Origin of the sequence: Amycolatopsis sp. WAC 04182, assembly GCF_003947465.1 — a bacterium.
Classification (GTDB): Bacteria; Actinomycetota; Actinomycetes; order Mycobacteriales; family Pseudonocardiaceae; genus Amycolatopsis.
The window spans coordinates 42,023-56,039 of sequence record NZ_QHJJ01000011.1 but is presented as its reverse complement, the minus strand read 5'-3'; the positions used below and the strand labels follow the sequence as shown (position 1 = coordinate 56,039).

Here is a 14,017-nt window from a genome sequence, read left to right as displayed (position 1 = left end):
CGGCACCAGCGGACGGGTGTGCGGCCGTGCGCCGGTCGTTGCCCATTGGGGCAGTTTCACCCCTCCTCAGCCTCGGGTGATGAACGGCGGTTGCTGGGTGCGGAGCACCACCAGGATCGGTTCCGACCGCGCCGTCCCGAATTTCACGCCACCCACGGAGGTCACGGTCACCGTGCGCGGGCCGATCAGGTCGTGGTGGAAGATCAGGAACCGCGCCTCGAATCTTCCGTCCGCGCGGACCGTGACCAGCCCCGGCGCGGAGATACCCGCCGACCAGGCCAGCCGGACCACCGCGCCCGGCGGGAAGTCCGTTCCCCGCACCCGCGGGACGAAGCCGAGCGTGCCGATCTTCGGATCCAGCTCGACCACCGGCTGCCGGACCACGACACGCGCGTTCGCCGTGTTGTCCCCGGGATTGTTGTCCGGCCCCGTAGTGCTCACCGTGCCGGATACCTGGGCATCGAAAGCGGCCTTCGCGGCCAAAGAGATCCGGACCGCCACGGTCTGATCGGGCGCCAGTGTCCCGAGCGCGCAACTTCCGCCGCCCGGCGCACATCCGGGTGCGGCCGAAGTCGCCGGAAGCCCCGGTGGCAACTGGGTCACGAGCCGGACGCCCGGCATCGCGGCCTGGGAACCGTTGTGCACCAAGTACGTCAGCACCACGTCGTCACCGCCGGCGAACAGCGGGACCGCCGAGACCGACATCCCGATCGACAAGGAGCCGGGAACCACCGGCGGCGCCGGCTTTTCGCCGACCGTCACGACCGCCGTCGCGGAGTTGTCGCGCGTGTCCGCGTCCTGGCCCGTCGTGGTGACCGTGCCGGTCGCCGCCTGCGCTCCGGCGACCAGGCCGGTCGCGCTGAACCGCACCCTCACCTCCTCCCCCGGAACGAGCGTGCCGAACGCGCACACCGGCTCGGGCGTACAGGTGCCCTTGGTGGGAAGGACCGCCGCCTGCCGCAGACCGGCGGTCAGCCGGACGAACAGCCCCACCACAGGTGACGCGGTGACACCGCGGTTGGTGACGACGAACTCGAACGTGGTGAGCCCCTCGAACGGGATCGCGGCGGGCACGGCGGTCGCGCTCACGGCCAGGTCGGGAATCCGCTGGAACGCGGGCTGCTCCGCCCCGCCCGGGCCGTCGATCAGGATCCGGCCGTCGCCGCCGGTGAACGGCACCACCGCGACCTGCGGCGGGGCCTCACCGGGGAAGGTCGTATAGGCGATGAGCCCGCCGTCCGGCGACCAGGCCGGATCGTCGACGAATCCCGTTCCCCGCACCAGGATCCGGCCCGGACCGCCGCCGGCGGGAGCGACACAGATCAGCGCGTTGCCGCTCTGGAACGCCAGGGTGGCCCCGTCCGGCGAGACGTCCGCCGCTCCTTCCGCCCCGGCACCGCAACCGGGCCCGAACAGCGACGAAAGGTCACGCTGGTCTCCCGGCACGACGACGTCGGGCGAAGGCTGGGTCAGGGCGATCTGCCACAACAGCTTCTGCCGGGTTTCCCCCGGCTGGACGACGGCCATGACCGCGGTCTCGACGGCCATGCCGTTCCTCCCGGTCGCCGTACACGTCACCGTGGTGGCCCCGACCGGGAACAGACTGCCGGACAGGGGCGTACAGCTCGGAGTGAGCAGACTCCCGTCCGCGTCCACCGCGCTCACGGGATACTCGATCACCGTGGGGCCGGTCCCGGTCACCGTCCGGTCGTGCAGCGTGATCAGGGGCAGAGCCGGATCTTTGACGCGCACGGTGACGCTCTCGGTGTAGCCCGGCCGCACGGTGGTTTCCCCGCTCAACCGGAACTCCACGCGGCAGCGCAGGAAAGAACCCAATGCGGCTGTCGGCGACACCGTCGCCGTTTCGGTGAACCGCGCGTTCGTGCCGCCTGGAACACTTTGCGGGCCCGGGGGGTCGAACGTCATCGTAAGGCCGGGATCGCAGAAGCTCACCGGCTGGACGCTCACCGGGAGGTCACCGATGCCCGCGATGATCGCCTCCGCGATCCGGCCGGGGTCGGTGCCGGGCGTGAGGACGCCGTTGGTGGCACTCGTGATCGAGGTCGCCTGCCCCCGTGCGTCGAGGCCGTGGTCGGAATCCTCGCTCGACCCGCCGGTGACCGCGGGCACGGCCACCACGCTGATCTTCGCCGCGTTCAGTGCGGCGATCACCGCCGCCCGGACCGGCGAACCCTTCTCCGGTGGGTCTTCGTGGCTCGCGGCGTCTCCGACCAGGACGAGGATCCGGCTGCTGCCGGGGCGGAAGGTGATGGCTCCGGTCGCGACCTTCTGCAAGGCCAGCAGCCAGTCCTCGGCGGTGTCTCCGCCGCCCCTCGCCTCGATCCGGGCGAACGCGTCGGACAGCAGCTTCCGCTCGGCGTCGGTACCCGCCGGGGTCAGCGGCTGCTGGACGTAGAACGACCGCGGGATGGGCTGGTCCTTGTCGTCGCCCACGTCGCCGAACGCCGCGACGGCGAAGTGCGCTTCCTTCTCCCGGTCCCGCACGCTGTCGATGACCTTGCCGAGGTTCGTCTTGACCTGCTCGATCACCCCGCCCTCCCCGCCCATGGAGCCGGTCTGGTCCATCAGCAGGACGACATCCGGCAAGGACCGGATCCGGTCGGTCTGCACCGTCTTCGCGATCCGCGCCGAACCGCCGCGCCCGACCGGGACGTCCACCACCGCGGGGTCCACTCTGGACGGTCCCGGCGGCCCGATCCGCGTGGCCGCCCGGGTGAGCGTGATCTTCGTTCCGTCCGCCGACCACACCGGCTGCGAGTCGTCACCGCGCAGATGCGCCGGGATCGGGATGTCGCCGAGAAGACGGCCGTCCGCGACCCGCACGATCCGCACGAAACTGTCGGAACCCTCTCCGATCGACACGGTCCGGGTGAACGCGATCTTCGTCGCGTCCGGCGACCATGCCGGGTGCCGCTCCCGTTTGCCGCCATCGCCGGCGCCGGTCAGCGGTCGCGGTGCGCCGCCGTCGGAATTCGCCACGACGATCTGACTGCTCCGGAACTCACCGGTGCCGAACTCCGTGTAGGCCAGCGAAGTCCCGTCCGGCGAGAAAGCGGGATCGGCTTCGTCGGCGTCCGGCCGGTTCGTGAGGTCACGGCGGTCGCCGCCGCGCGCGTCCGCGCTCCAGATGTCGGTGGTGTCCCCACCGCGGAGCCGGGTGAAGACCGGCTGCCCGCCGGCCCGGAAGGTCGGTTCGGTCTCGCCGACCGCGGACAGCGCGGAGATCACCGAGACCTGACCGCCGGGCAGGGTGACCTGTTTGACGTCACCGAGCGGATCCGGTTGACGTGTGGTGAAGGCCAGCCGCGTGCCGTCCGGCGACCAGGCGGGCTCGGTCGAGTCGCCGGGCTCCGGCACCGCCCGGGTAGGCGCGCCACCGATTTCGGCCATGACCACGACATCCCCGGCCGGGTCGAATCTGGTGGTGGTGAACGCGATCCGGGAACCGGTGGGGGCCCACGCGGGCTGGGTGTCCGCACCGGGGCCGTTCGTCAGGCGAGTCGGCGCGCCGCCGGTCGCCGGCACGGTGTAGAGGTCACCGGCCGGGTCCTCGCCGGTACCGCTGAACACGAGACGGCCGCCGTCGGGCGACCAGCTCGGCGAATCGTCCGCCGCCGGTCCGGAGGTCACCTGGCGCGGACCGCGGCCGTCGACGCCGATCACGAAGATGTCCTTGCTGCCCGTGCGTTCCGACACGAACGCGACCGACGAACCGTCCGGCGACAACGCCGGACGCGTATCGGCGGTCGCGTCGTCGGTCAGGCGCACCGGAACCCGGGTGCCGTCCCGCAGGTACCAGAGCTCGCCGTCGCGCTCGGCGCCGTCGCGGACAGCCCGTTTGCTCACCCACACCAGGCCGCCGTTGCCCGCGGACGCGTCCGAATCGACGCTCCCGGCGCCCGGCGGCAGCGCCGGCACCGCACCCTCGCCGGTGGCCTGGGCCAAATCCGTGATCGCGGCGCTGACGTAGCCGACGCGATAGGGCGCGGCGGGCGGTGCGGGCTGCTGCGCCGCGGTCGGCGCGAACACCCCGGTGATCGCCGCTCCGCCCAGCACCACGACGAACGCGATCGCCGCCACCGCTCGGTTCGGGCGCATGGTCATCCAGCCCTTCCTCAGTGATCGCCGCCGGAAGTCCTTGGGGGACAAGGCAACTGTGTCCGGTGTGGTGGACGGTCCGCTCGTGACCCCGCCTGCGATCGTGTCGCGTGGCCACCTTCCGCCACATTTGCCTCACTCCTCACCCTTACTCACCCGGCCTCGAACAGCTCGATCTCGGAGATCGCGACGTCCATGCCGTCCAGCGAGCGATGCAGCCCGGCCACGTGCAGTTCGACGCCGGTCGCCCCCGCGCTGTTCTCGATCGGGACCTCCTGGGCGTCCGGCGTATCGGCCAGCACCATGTCGTAGGTCTTGCCGGTGGAGAACACGAGATGCAGCGTCTTCGGCCGGTGCGCGGCCTGGAAGTTCGCGCCGTTACCGGAATGCACGATGGCCTTCCGCAGGTCCACCGGACGGTCGAAGGTGAACACCAGTACGGGTTCGCTCTGGGCGGCCGCCGACCAGAAGGTGTTCTTGGCGTTGTCGCTGACCAGGTTTCCCGGATGGGCGGGTGACTGCGCGGTCGCGGTCACCTTGCTCGGGCGTACCGGGTTCAGCTTCGTTTCGAAGATCCCCGTCGCCTGACTCCACAGGCCCATCGCGGCGGTGTTGATCGCGCCCCGGAACGGCTGGTACAGCGCGTAGATCAGCGCCGAGAGCACGAGCATCACGGCGATCACCCGGCGGACGGCCTTGCCGACCCGGCGTCGCGCGGCGCCGGCGCGGCCCGCGCGACGGCGGACACCGTCCTTGCCCGGCCGCTCCCCGGCCTTGTGTTGCCGGGGGCCGCGGCCGAACAGCCGTCGCCACCATGACGTCTTCACGACCTCCGACTCGGCGAGGGACGCGCCACAACGGCCGCAGAAGTTGCGGGTGGGCAGGTTGCCCTTGCCGCATCTGCCGCAGATCAGGTCGCCGGGTCTGAGGATCTGCTCCTCGACCGTCAGCTGCTGGGGCTGCCTGGCCGGAGCGAGCTGTTCGGCGGGCTGCACCAGTTGCTGTGCGGCCGGTTGACGCACCGCGGCGGGTTCCTCGTCGTCCCATTTCAGGTACCGGCCGCATTCGCCGCAGAACTCGACGTCGGCGGGACCCTGATGCCCGCACTCCCGGTAGATGACCATCCGCTACCCCTCCACCACTTCGACCGTGACGCGCACGTGGGCGGGCACCGCGTCCACGACCGTCGCCGTCAGCCGCCGTTCGTCGATCCGGCCCCGGTCGGGCACCCGCACGCGCACGTGGACCCACGGCGGCCCCGGATCCGGCAGCGGTGCTCCCGGCTCCGGTGACGCCACGACACCGCCGCTGTCGGTCACCTCGACCGCGCCACCGGTCAGCAGTCGCACGTGCTCGGCGAGCCCGCGCTGCGTACCGCGCCACCGATGCAGTTCGACCGACCGGAGCACGAGTTCACGCAGCCGGGCCGGGTTCCAGCCTTCGTCGACGCGCAACGCCACCCAATGCGCCAGCCAGCCGACGAAGTCCTCCGGTGCCAGTCCCGGATCGAGGTAGCCCGAAAAGTTGTCCAACGTGGCGAAGACCGGTGCGAGCACTTCGTCGAGCGCACCGGTGAAGCCCTGGACGAACCGGTCCTCGGCGTAGACCGAGGGCAGTTGCTCGCCGATCGGGTACGGGCTCGGCAGCCCGGGCACGGCCGCTCTCATCCGTCACTCTCCCGGACCCGCACCTGGTGCCCGAACGAGAACGCGAGCGCGTGCGGCGGCAGGTCGATCCGGTCGACCTGCTCACCACGTTCCCGCGTGACCGGATTGGCCGCGAACAGGCGGACGTCCTCGACCAGCTCGACACCGGGAAGCCGTTGCAGCACCGCGAAGACCTCGCCCGACTGCACCGGCCGCCCGAACGGCCAGCCGTCGCCGTCCGGCCCGCCGGTCAGCGGGTTGAAGTAGTCGTAGAGCGCCTGCGTCGCCCGCGAACCGAGAGCGCCGGGGCTGGTCCGGCGGCGCGACCTCAACCGGGCGACGACCGTGACCCCGTGATAGAACGGCGCTTCCACGGACACCAGGGCGCCGACGCAGCGGCGTTCGTCCAGATACCGCTCGATCCGCGTGCGCATATCGGGGTCGAGCATCAGCGTCGCGAACTTCAGCTCGCCGGTATCGGGAACGGCGGGCACGACGAGGACGCGGATCGCCCCGGTCTCACGGCCGTCGGCGCCGTGCGCGGGCACACAGCGCACCCTCGCCGCCTCGGGCGCCGCTTCGCGCGCGAGCTGTTCGTAGTCCTCGGCGGTGACGGCGCGGTCGCGGGTGCGCAGCAGCAGCGGCCCGCGGACCGCCGCGTCCTCCACCGACTCGCCGTCCACCCCGCCGGTCGCCGGACGCCGATTCACCACGGTGCTGACGAACGGGATCGGATCCCGTTGCACCTCCAGTACTTCGCGGGCGACGTTCCCCCGCCGCCCGCCACCGGCCCGGTAAGCGGGTACCCGGATCGCCGCGGCCTTGGCCGGAACGGCACCGTAGTACCGGATGCCGCCCTCAGGCTGGCGCACGGCCGGACCGAACGCGATCTCACCCGCGACCCGGTCGACCTGGACGTGCCGGTCCTCCGGACCCGACTCGGCGAACGAGGACACCTCCGTCCACTCCTGCCAGCCGTCGGGACCGGACACCTCCACGATCAGCTCGTCCCCACCGGCGACCACCGGACGCCTGCCGAGCGGGAACCGCTGTCCCGGCAGACCGTCCGAGGTGCCCACGACCTCACCGCGCACGACCTCGGCGTGCACCGCGCCGACCGTGCCGCCGATGGTCGACGCCTCGACCGAGCGCAGCCGCGGCGGCCGCTGGAAGAACGGCTGATACTGCTTCGGTTCCGTCAAGCGGCACCGGATCCAGCCCGCGTGCCTGCCGCCGAGCACCGACGCCGTGTGCCCCGGCGGCACGTGCAGAACGACGTCCCCGGACCGGTTGAACGCGCCGGTGCTGTCCCGGTCGATCTCGCCGGCGGCCCAGCCGTGCCCGTCCCAGGCCTCCCACACCCACGGCGGGTCGTGCGGATCGACGCCCTGGCCCTCGACCTCGCAGTCCACCCGCAGCAGCACCGCGCAGCCGGGCACGGCGTCCGACAGTCCGAAGTAGACGGCGTCGCCGGGCGCGGGACTTTCGCCGAAACACGCGGGTTCGCCGCCGACCAGCAACTCGTCGGTGCGGTCGACCGGCGGCACGCCGGTGTCGGAATCGCCGGTCGCCAGCCCGGTGAGCGAACACGGCACGATCGTCAGCGTCCGGTCCACGGTGAACACGACGGGGTCCTCGACCTCGTCGCGCACACTCGCGACCTGTTTCCCCGCGGAGACGACCACCGGGACGTCACGCGCCGCCGAGAGCCAGAACGTCACGTCGGCGCGCGCGGCGGCCGGCGGGAACAACCGCACGCCGATGAGGTCGAGGAAGCGCAGGTAATGCAGGTCCGGCACCCGGTTGAGCCGGTAGAGCAACTGGTCGACCATCTGCGCGAAGGTTTCGATCAGCGTCACGCCGGGGTCGGAGACGTTGTGGTCCGTCCATTCCGGACAGTTGCGCTGGACGAGGCCCTTCGCTTCGTCGACCAGGTCCTGGAACCGGCGGTCGTCCAGATTGGGCATGGGCAGCGACATCACACACCGTCCTGAGTGGACTCGTGCGCCGGGATGACGTAGAACGGGAAGACCAGGTTGCGCGGGTCGTTGGTGCCGCGCAGGTGGTACTTGATGTCGATCAGCAGCGTGCCCTGGTCGGCTTCGGAGAATCCGACCACGACATCGGTGAGCGTGATCCGCGGCTCCCACCGCTCCAGCGAAGTGCGCACCTCGTAGGCGATCTGCCCGGCGGTGGCCGCGTCGGCGGGCGCGAACACGAGATCGTGCACCGCGCAGCCGAACTCCGGGCGCATCGGCCGTTCACCGGGAGCGGTGGCCAGTATCAGCCGGATACTCTCGACGACCTCGCGTTCTCCGCCGACCAACGCGATCGAACCGGTCGCGTCGGTGCGCACCGGGAACGCCAGTCCCCTGCCGAGAAAGTCCACCTCAGCCTCCGATCAGGACGGTCGGGCAGCCCAGGATGATCGGCGCGCCGCACGCGGCCAGATCACCCATGCGGGCCGCGGGCAGCCCGCCGATCAGCACCGTCGGGCAGCCCGGCGGCGCGATCGGCGTCGGCGGATGCACCGCGGGCGGCGGGAACGAGCAGGTGTGCGGCGTGCCGACGGTGGCGGCGGGCTTCCCGCCGACGAGCACGGTCGGTACCCCGGGCCCGGCGATGACGCCCGGGTGTCCGGTCGGGTCGCCGACCCTAGCGGCTGGTGGCATGCCTGCTCCCCTCAGTGTCTGTTGAAGAACCCGCGACCGCGATCGACGTCGGCAGGGCGCAGCTGGGCAGATCGCGTCACGTTGAGTGGACAGGGCGCCCCGCCACCGCGATAGCGGGGCCTTCGGCCAGAGGCGGGTTCACCCATATGGCCAGTTTCCGAATACATCTCAGTTCCGCCCTCCCCTCAGTTGATCTTGACGACGCCGCCGCGCACGGTCACGGCACCGCTCGCGGACAGCTCCGCCTGGCCTTGCCCCTTGACCGAAACCGTCATGCCCTCGACGGTCGCTTCGGTCGCCGCCTTCACGGAGACCTTCTGGCCCTTGAGCTCCAGCGGACCGCTGCCCGCGTCGATGCTCACCCCGTTCCGCGCCTTCACCGTGATGCCCTTGCCGCTGGTCACTTCGATCATCTGGTTCTTCTCGTCGAGCTTGACCACCAGCTTCCCGTCCCCGGACGCGACGATGACGCCGTCCTTTTCGACGAATTCGAGCTTGTGTCCCTTGCGGGAGACGAAACCCCGTACGGCGATCTCGCCGCTGTTGCCGTCGATCGGCGACGTGGTGAACGCCGGGACCGCGTCGGCGCCGTTGTAGAGCCCGCCGAGCACGTACGGGGCTTCGAAGTCGCCGTGCTCGAAGCCCACGAGCACCTCGTCGCCGACCTCGGACAGGACCATCGCGCCCCGCCGGTTCCCGGCGCCGGGCTGCACCGTGCGCGCCCAGTTGCTGGTGAAGTTCTGATCCAGCCAGGGAAAGATCAGCTTGACCCGGCCGAGCTTCGCGGGATCCTTCGCGTCACTGACCACCGCGGGCACCACGCCGGCCCACGTCGATGTCCTGGGCCCGCCGGCGACCAGCCCGTAGAGGGACCGTTCCTGGCGCCCGGAGACGGCGAACTCGGTGGTGTAGCCGACTTCCGCGTTGAACAGGTGCCGGGTGCTGGTGAGCGTGTACTTGCCCGCGAACGGTTTGCCGACGCCGGTCAGCGTCACCGCCGCGCCCGCCCGGAGCTTCGGGTTGCCCTTGGCCACCCCGTCGAGCTCGGTGCAGGCGCTGCCGAGCCGCTCGGACAGCGCGATCGCCGCCGCCTTGGCCTCGGCTTGGCTCCGGCGCGGCGTATCCGCCGACACGTACTTGGGGCTGGAGAACTTGTTCGCGAGCGCGACCGGGTCGACACCCTCGACCTCGGTTCCCGCGTTCTTCGGCTTCTCGACGGCCACCACGGCCTGCTTCGTTTCGATGTCCCAGCCGCGGGCCTCGACCTCGGGCACCTGCTCGGCCGCGGTGACGCTGGCGCGCAGGCTGACCAGGGTCCGATGCGCCTCGAGCACCAGCGGGTCAGTGTGTGCCTTCGCGGTGGTGGCGGGTGCGGCCGAAGGCTTCTCCGCGAGGCTGAAGTCCAGCGCGCCACCGCGCACCGCGATCTGGGCGCCGACCGATTCGGCCAGCCGGGACAGGAACTCCCAATCGCTGACGTTGTCCTGGCTGAACTGCGTATGCGGGCGCCCGCCGACACCGGGGACCGGATCGATCTTCCCGATCTCCAGCCCGGCCCGCTGAGTCACCTTCGCGACGACGTCGGCGACGCTCATCCCCTGGTAGACCGCGACGCGCCTGCCGCGGAAGAGCCGGTGCGCGTGGTCGTAGCCGCGCACCTCGGTGAAGGTGCCGATCCGGTCGAGGTCGATCGCGACCGCGGTGACCTCGCCGGACAGCAGCTCCTGCGGTCCTTCGGGATCGGAGGTCTGCACCTTCAGCTTGATCTCCGCGCCGACCGTGAACTTCCCCTTGTCCAGCACCACGTGCCCGGAGTCGCGGAAGCGCAGGACGAACATGTCCGGCAGGTTCCGGCTGTCGTCGACGTAGGCGTACGAGAGCAGCGTCTTCACGTCGTCGGGCAGCGGGCCGCCGGCGACTTCGACGATGAGGTTGTTCGCGAAACTCTCGTTAGCCATCGAGTTCCTCCAGTGCCGGCACAAGCAACCGGGTGCCGGGCCGCAGCCGCATCGGGTCGTCGATGGCGTTGGCGTCGGCGATCTCGCGCCACTTCCCCGCGTCGCCATAGGCCCGGAACGCCACCGCCTGCAGGGAATCGCCGGCGACGAACACGTGGGTGTCCCGTGCCGCCAGCGCACCCGAGGTCGGGTTCTGCCCGCTCAGCTCGCCGGCGATCTCCTCCAGGTTCACCGTGCAGACCGCGCGCACCGGAGTACCCGACGGCGTGAACAGCGTGTACTTCGCGGTGACATTGGCGACATAGGCGGGGAAGCCGGTCATACCGCCCCATTTGAAGATCACCCACGGCGGCGAACCCTTGCCGTGCTGGCGGCTTTCCTCGGTGGCGACACAGCAGGTGAAGAGCTGCTCGACCTTCTTGACGACGGCGTCGTCCATCTTGTCGGTGGCGTCGAGGAACATCTCCAGCGCGAGCTTGCACGGGTCCGAGCCCTTGAACTCGGGTGGTCCGCTCTTCTTCGCGTTGCGCTGCGGATCACGGCCCCATTTGGCGTTCTTGGTGAGCGAGAGTTCCTTGGGGTTGAACTGGAACTTGATCTCGAACATCTTGGCGCCGGGCTGCCCGGTGCCGCCGGACTGCGGAGGTTTGCGGACCTCGAGCAAGGCGCGCTGGAGGTTGTTCGGCGCCGGTTCGCCGGAGCCGTACGCCGCGGGCGGCTGGGCTCCGGCGGAGGTGAACGTGACAGGCGAGGACATGGCTAGCCCTTCTTCGCAGGGCTGAGAAAGCCGTGGTGGGCCAGTTCGAGGGTCTCGGTGGCGACCTTCGGCGAGTCGGGCGAAAGTTGCGGCCCGCTCCAGCGCACGGGGACGACACCCTCCAACGACCAGCTGGCGATCACGGTGCCTTCGAGGGTGCGCGCTTCGATGGTCGCGGTCTTGCGCTCGATGCCGCTCGCCATGTCGGCGAACCACTTCGTGATCTGCGAGCTGGCTTCGGTGACCGGGCGGGAGAGCTTGACGTTGGAGTACTTGATCCGCGTCGGAAGCTGCCAGACCATACCGTTGTTGCCGCCTTCTTCCCGCTGTTCCATGACGAACTCACAGCCCAGCCCTTCGCAACTGCTGAACGCGCCGAGGTTGCCGAGGTTCTTGTCGTCGAGCTTGACGACGTAGCAAACGGCGACGGCTTCTTCCGCGTCCGGCATCGGCTTCTCCTTCAGTGCGGGCGATCGGTGAGCGCGCCGCGGCGCTCACGGTCGAGGCGGAGTTCGGTCTTCAGCCGCCGGAGCAGCGGGTCGAACAGCTTCTTGACGAGTTCCTCGGTCTCCGGCTGCGATGCCGGGGCCGGTGCCGCCGTCGGCCCCGCCGCCGCGGGCTCCGGCTCGGCGACCGGCGGTGCGGCGGGCGGCGGCGGTGCTGGTTCCGGCTCACGCTGGACGACCGGCGTCTCGGCCTGTCGCGGCATGACGACGGGCGGCAGGTCGAGCACGAAACCAGTGCCGTGGGCGATGGGCTCACTCGCCGCGGTGCGTTGCGCGGTCCGCAGGGTGTCCATTGTGGATCCCCGGTGGTTCACGACTTCGGCGCTCCTCGCCACCGGTAGCGGCCCGGGAAGTCCGATTGGCTCAGTGCTCATCGGGGTGCCGACGTTCGGCGTGGGCGGGTACGGAGCCGGTTCGGCGCTTCTCACGACGGGAAGCACCGCCGTTCCGACGTCTTTCCGGGGAGCGACCTGCGACACCGTGCCTGCCTCCGCCGCGAGCGTCGCCGAGACGAACGGGCTCGGTTCGCCGGCGCGTTGGACGGCCCTGGGCGTCGAGCCGCCCACGACCCGGACGGAGGGCAACGGACGCGTGATCCGCGGAACCTCCGTCACGCGGGACACGGGCAGTTCCGATAGCGGTGCGGGCGACGCCGTGGCCGCGCCGTCGACGATTCGCGCCACCGGAAGCGGTGACGTCGAGGTCGTCGATGTCGGCGCTGTCGGCGCTGGGCTCACTGTGCTCACGGCGCTCACCGAGCCGCCCGGTGGCCCGGGCGGCTCGAAGGTTTCTGTTGTCGCGGAACGGATCTGTTCGAACGGGTGGAAGGTGTCCTCGGGGGAAGGTCGCGACGAGGTGACCATCGGCAGGTTCGGTGGCGGTTCGACCGCCCGGGAGACCAAGACCGGCGCGTCCACCGGCGGCGCGTTCTCGCGTGTTCCCGGTGATTCGGCGCGCAGGCGCTGCACCGGCCGCTGAACCGAAGCCTCGGGCCGCGCCACGTCCAGACGTTCCGGTGACGGAAGTTCCCGAGAAGGTTCGGCGACCGAACGCTGGACGGTCGTCGGAGTGGAGGTCAGGGACGGGGCCGACGTCGGCGTCTCCACGGACGCGGCCGGAGGAACCCACTCCTCGTCCGCCACGATCCGCGCCACCGGGAGCGGGGCCTCTTCCTGCACGATCCGGGCCACCGGCAGCGGAGGCTCGGGCGCCACCGGCTCCCGCGTCGAGGTCTCGTCGGCAGGCACTGTCGGCAGCGCCGAGGTCTCGACGGCACCCGCCAGTGGCGCATCCGCCTCGGCGAGGTCATCTTCGGCCACCGGTGCGGGCACGTCGGCCGCGGCGACGTTTTCTTCGACTGCCGGTACGGGCACGGCGACACCCGGCTCGACACCCGAGGGCACCGAAGCCCGGGCATCGCCCGAGTCCGGCAGAATCGGTGCGCCGAGGCCCAGTCGCCGCGGCGCCGGCTCGATCCGTTCGGTCCGCTGGACGACCGGGAGCGCGGGCCGCGGCGGTTCGACCGGCGGCGGTGTCACGACCTTCGAGACAGGTGGTTCGGCAGTTTGCTCCGCGGGAAGCGGGTCCGGAGTCCCGACCGGCACGGACTCGAACGGTTCGGCATCAGCCAGCTCGGGCTCCGGCACGATCGGGCCCAGGTCAGGTTGGGGAGTTTCGGGCGGCAGCGGTTCGGCAGGCGCCGGAGTGGGCTCGACCGCGGAAACCGGTTCGTGGAGCGGCGAACTCGGGGTTTCGGACCGGACCGCCTGGACTGTCCTCATCGGCGGACGCGCCGAGGCGACGGCGGACGTCAGCGGCATCGGCGGCCGGTCGGCTTCACGCGACTCGGTCACGACGGCCGGGAGCACGAACGTGGCCGTCGGCTCGAAAACCGGCCCCGGCTCGTCCGGCAACAGCTCCTCCGGCTGCGCTGTCGCCGCCGAGGGCACGGATTCCGGTTCGGGGGCAAGGCTTTCGGACACCGGAGCAGCCGGTTCGGCGGTGCGCTGCACCGACATTCCCCACAGGCGTGACAGCACGCCACGTTTACGAGCCGACCGCTGCACCACAGGCATGTCCGGCACGCGCGCCGAGGTCGTGCGCGGGTGCGCCAGACCACCGATGACACCCGCGGGCTCCGCCGGACCGACCCGATGGCCCAGCGGCTCCAGGTAGGCAGGGCTCCGCCAGGACGTCAGCGAGGAACTGAAGCGCTGCACCGGGTTGATCAGCGGATGCTCGGCGACGACGCGCTGGATCGGCGGCAGGCTCCGCCATTCGGCACGGGTCGTCGGCAGGGTGGCCGGTGCCGGCGATTCCGAGGGCGAGCCCGGTTCCTTCCTGCGCCACGTCCACATCG

10 protein-coding genes are annotated in these 14,017 nt (G+C 70.9%); all 10 read right to left on the bottom strand.

Annotation, left to right across the window (positions count from 1 at the left end):
• Window positions 1–66: 66 nt before the first annotated feature.
• The 10 genes from DMH01_RS41115 to DMH01_RS41070 all read right to left on the bottom strand — a co-directional run bounded on the left by DMH01_RS41115 (window position 67) and on the right by DMH01_RS41070 (window position 14,015).
• Entirely contained in the window at window positions 67–4,125 is a 4,059-nt protein-coding gene (locus DMH01_RS41115) for a DPP IV N-terminal domain-containing protein (protein ID WP_125684711.1), read from the bottom strand.
• Between the two features lie 146 nt (window positions 4,126–4,271).
• Window positions 4,272–5,243 (bottom strand): zinc ribbon domain-containing protein, encoded by a 972-nt coding sequence (locus DMH01_RS41110; protein ID WP_125684709.1) that lies wholly within the window; start codon window positions 5,241–5,243, stop codon window positions 4,272–4,274.
• Window positions 5,244–5,246: 3 nt separating this feature from the next.
• A complete protein-coding gene (locus DMH01_RS41105) occupies window positions 5,247–5,786 on the bottom strand; it encodes a phage tail protein (RefSeq protein ID WP_125684706.1) in 540 nt (179 codons plus the stop codon).
• Entirely contained in the window at window positions 5,783–7,744 is a 1,962-nt protein-coding gene (locus DMH01_RS41100; protein WP_125684705.1) for a putative baseplate assembly protein, read from the bottom strand. The genes DMH01_RS41105 and DMH01_RS41100 overlap by 4 nt, the downstream gene beginning before the upstream one ends.
• Window positions 7,744–8,154, bottom strand: a complete 411-nt coding sequence (locus DMH01_RS41095) for a GPW/gp25 family protein (protein ID WP_125684703.1) — start codon at window positions 8,152–8,154, stop codon at window positions 7,744–7,746. The genes DMH01_RS41100 and DMH01_RS41095 overlap by 1 nt, the downstream gene beginning before the upstream one ends.
• Before the next feature lies 1 nt (window position 8,155).
• Entirely contained in the window at window positions 8,156–8,437 is a 282-nt protein-coding gene (locus tag DMH01_RS41090) for a PAAR domain-containing protein (RefSeq protein ID WP_125684701.1), read from the bottom strand.
• Window positions 8,438–8,622: 185 nt separating this feature from the next.
• Entirely contained in the window at window positions 8,623–10,395 is a 1,773-nt protein-coding gene (locus DMH01_RS41085) for a VgrG-related protein (protein ID WP_125684699.1), read from the bottom strand.
• Entirely contained in the window at window positions 10,388–11,152 is a 765-nt protein-coding gene (locus DMH01_RS41080; protein WP_125684697.1) for a LysM peptidoglycan-binding domain-containing protein, read from the bottom strand. The genes DMH01_RS41085 and DMH01_RS41080 overlap by 8 nt, the downstream gene beginning before the upstream one ends.
• 2 nt (window positions 11,153–11,154) lie before the next feature.
• Complete coding sequence (locus DMH01_RS41075) at window positions 11,155–11,601, bottom strand: phage tail protein (protein WP_125684695.1); 447 nt, start codon at window positions 11,599–11,601, stop codon at window positions 11,155–11,157.
• 11 nt (window positions 11,602–11,612) lie between these two features.
• The gene (locus tag DMH01_RS41070) at window positions 11,613–14,015 is read right to left on the bottom strand and encodes a hypothetical protein (RefSeq protein ID WP_125684694.1); all 2,403 of its coding nucleotides are present in this window, start codon (window positions 14,013–14,015) and stop codon (window positions 11,613–11,615) included.
• Window positions 14,016–14,017: the final 2 nt, after the last annotated feature.

Bases quoted from the DNA above. Each gene is read 5' to 3' on its own strand.
- DMH01_RS41115 (WP_125684711.1), bottom strand. From the start codon at position 4,125: ATGACCATGCGCCCGAACCGAGCGGTGGCGGCGATCGCGTTCGTCGTG.
- DMH01_RS41110 (WP_125684709.1), bottom strand. From the start codon at position 5,243: ATGGTCATCTACCGGGAGTGCGGGCATCAGGGTCCCGCCGACGTCGAG.
- DMH01_RS41105 (WP_125684706.1), bottom strand. From the start codon at position 5,786: ATGAGAGCGGCCGTGCCCGGGCTGCCGAGCCCGTACCCGATCGGCGAG.
- DMH01_RS41100 (WP_125684705.1), bottom strand. From the start codon at position 7,744: ATGTCGCTGCCCATGCCCAATCTGGACGACCGCCGGTTCCAGGACCTG.
- DMH01_RS41090 (WP_125684701.1), bottom strand. From the start codon at position 8,437: ATGCCACCAGCCGCTAGGGTCGGCGACCCGACCGGACACCCGGGCGTC.
- DMH01_RS41085 (WP_125684699.1), bottom strand. From the start codon at position 10,395: ATGGCTAACGAGAGTTTCGCGAACAACCTCATCGTCGAAGTCGCCGGC.
- DMH01_RS41080 (WP_125684697.1), bottom strand. From the start codon at position 11,152: ATGTCCTCGCCTGTCACGTTCACCTCCGCCGGAGCCCAGCCGCCCGCG.
- DMH01_RS41075 (WP_125684695.1), bottom strand. From the start codon at position 11,601: ATGCCGGACGCGGAAGAAGCCGTCGCCGTTTGCTACGTCGTCAAGCTC.
- DMH01_RS41070 (WP_125684694.1), bottom strand. From the start codon at position 14,015: ATGTGGACGTGGCGCAGGAAGGAACCGGGCTCGCCCTCGGAATCGCCG.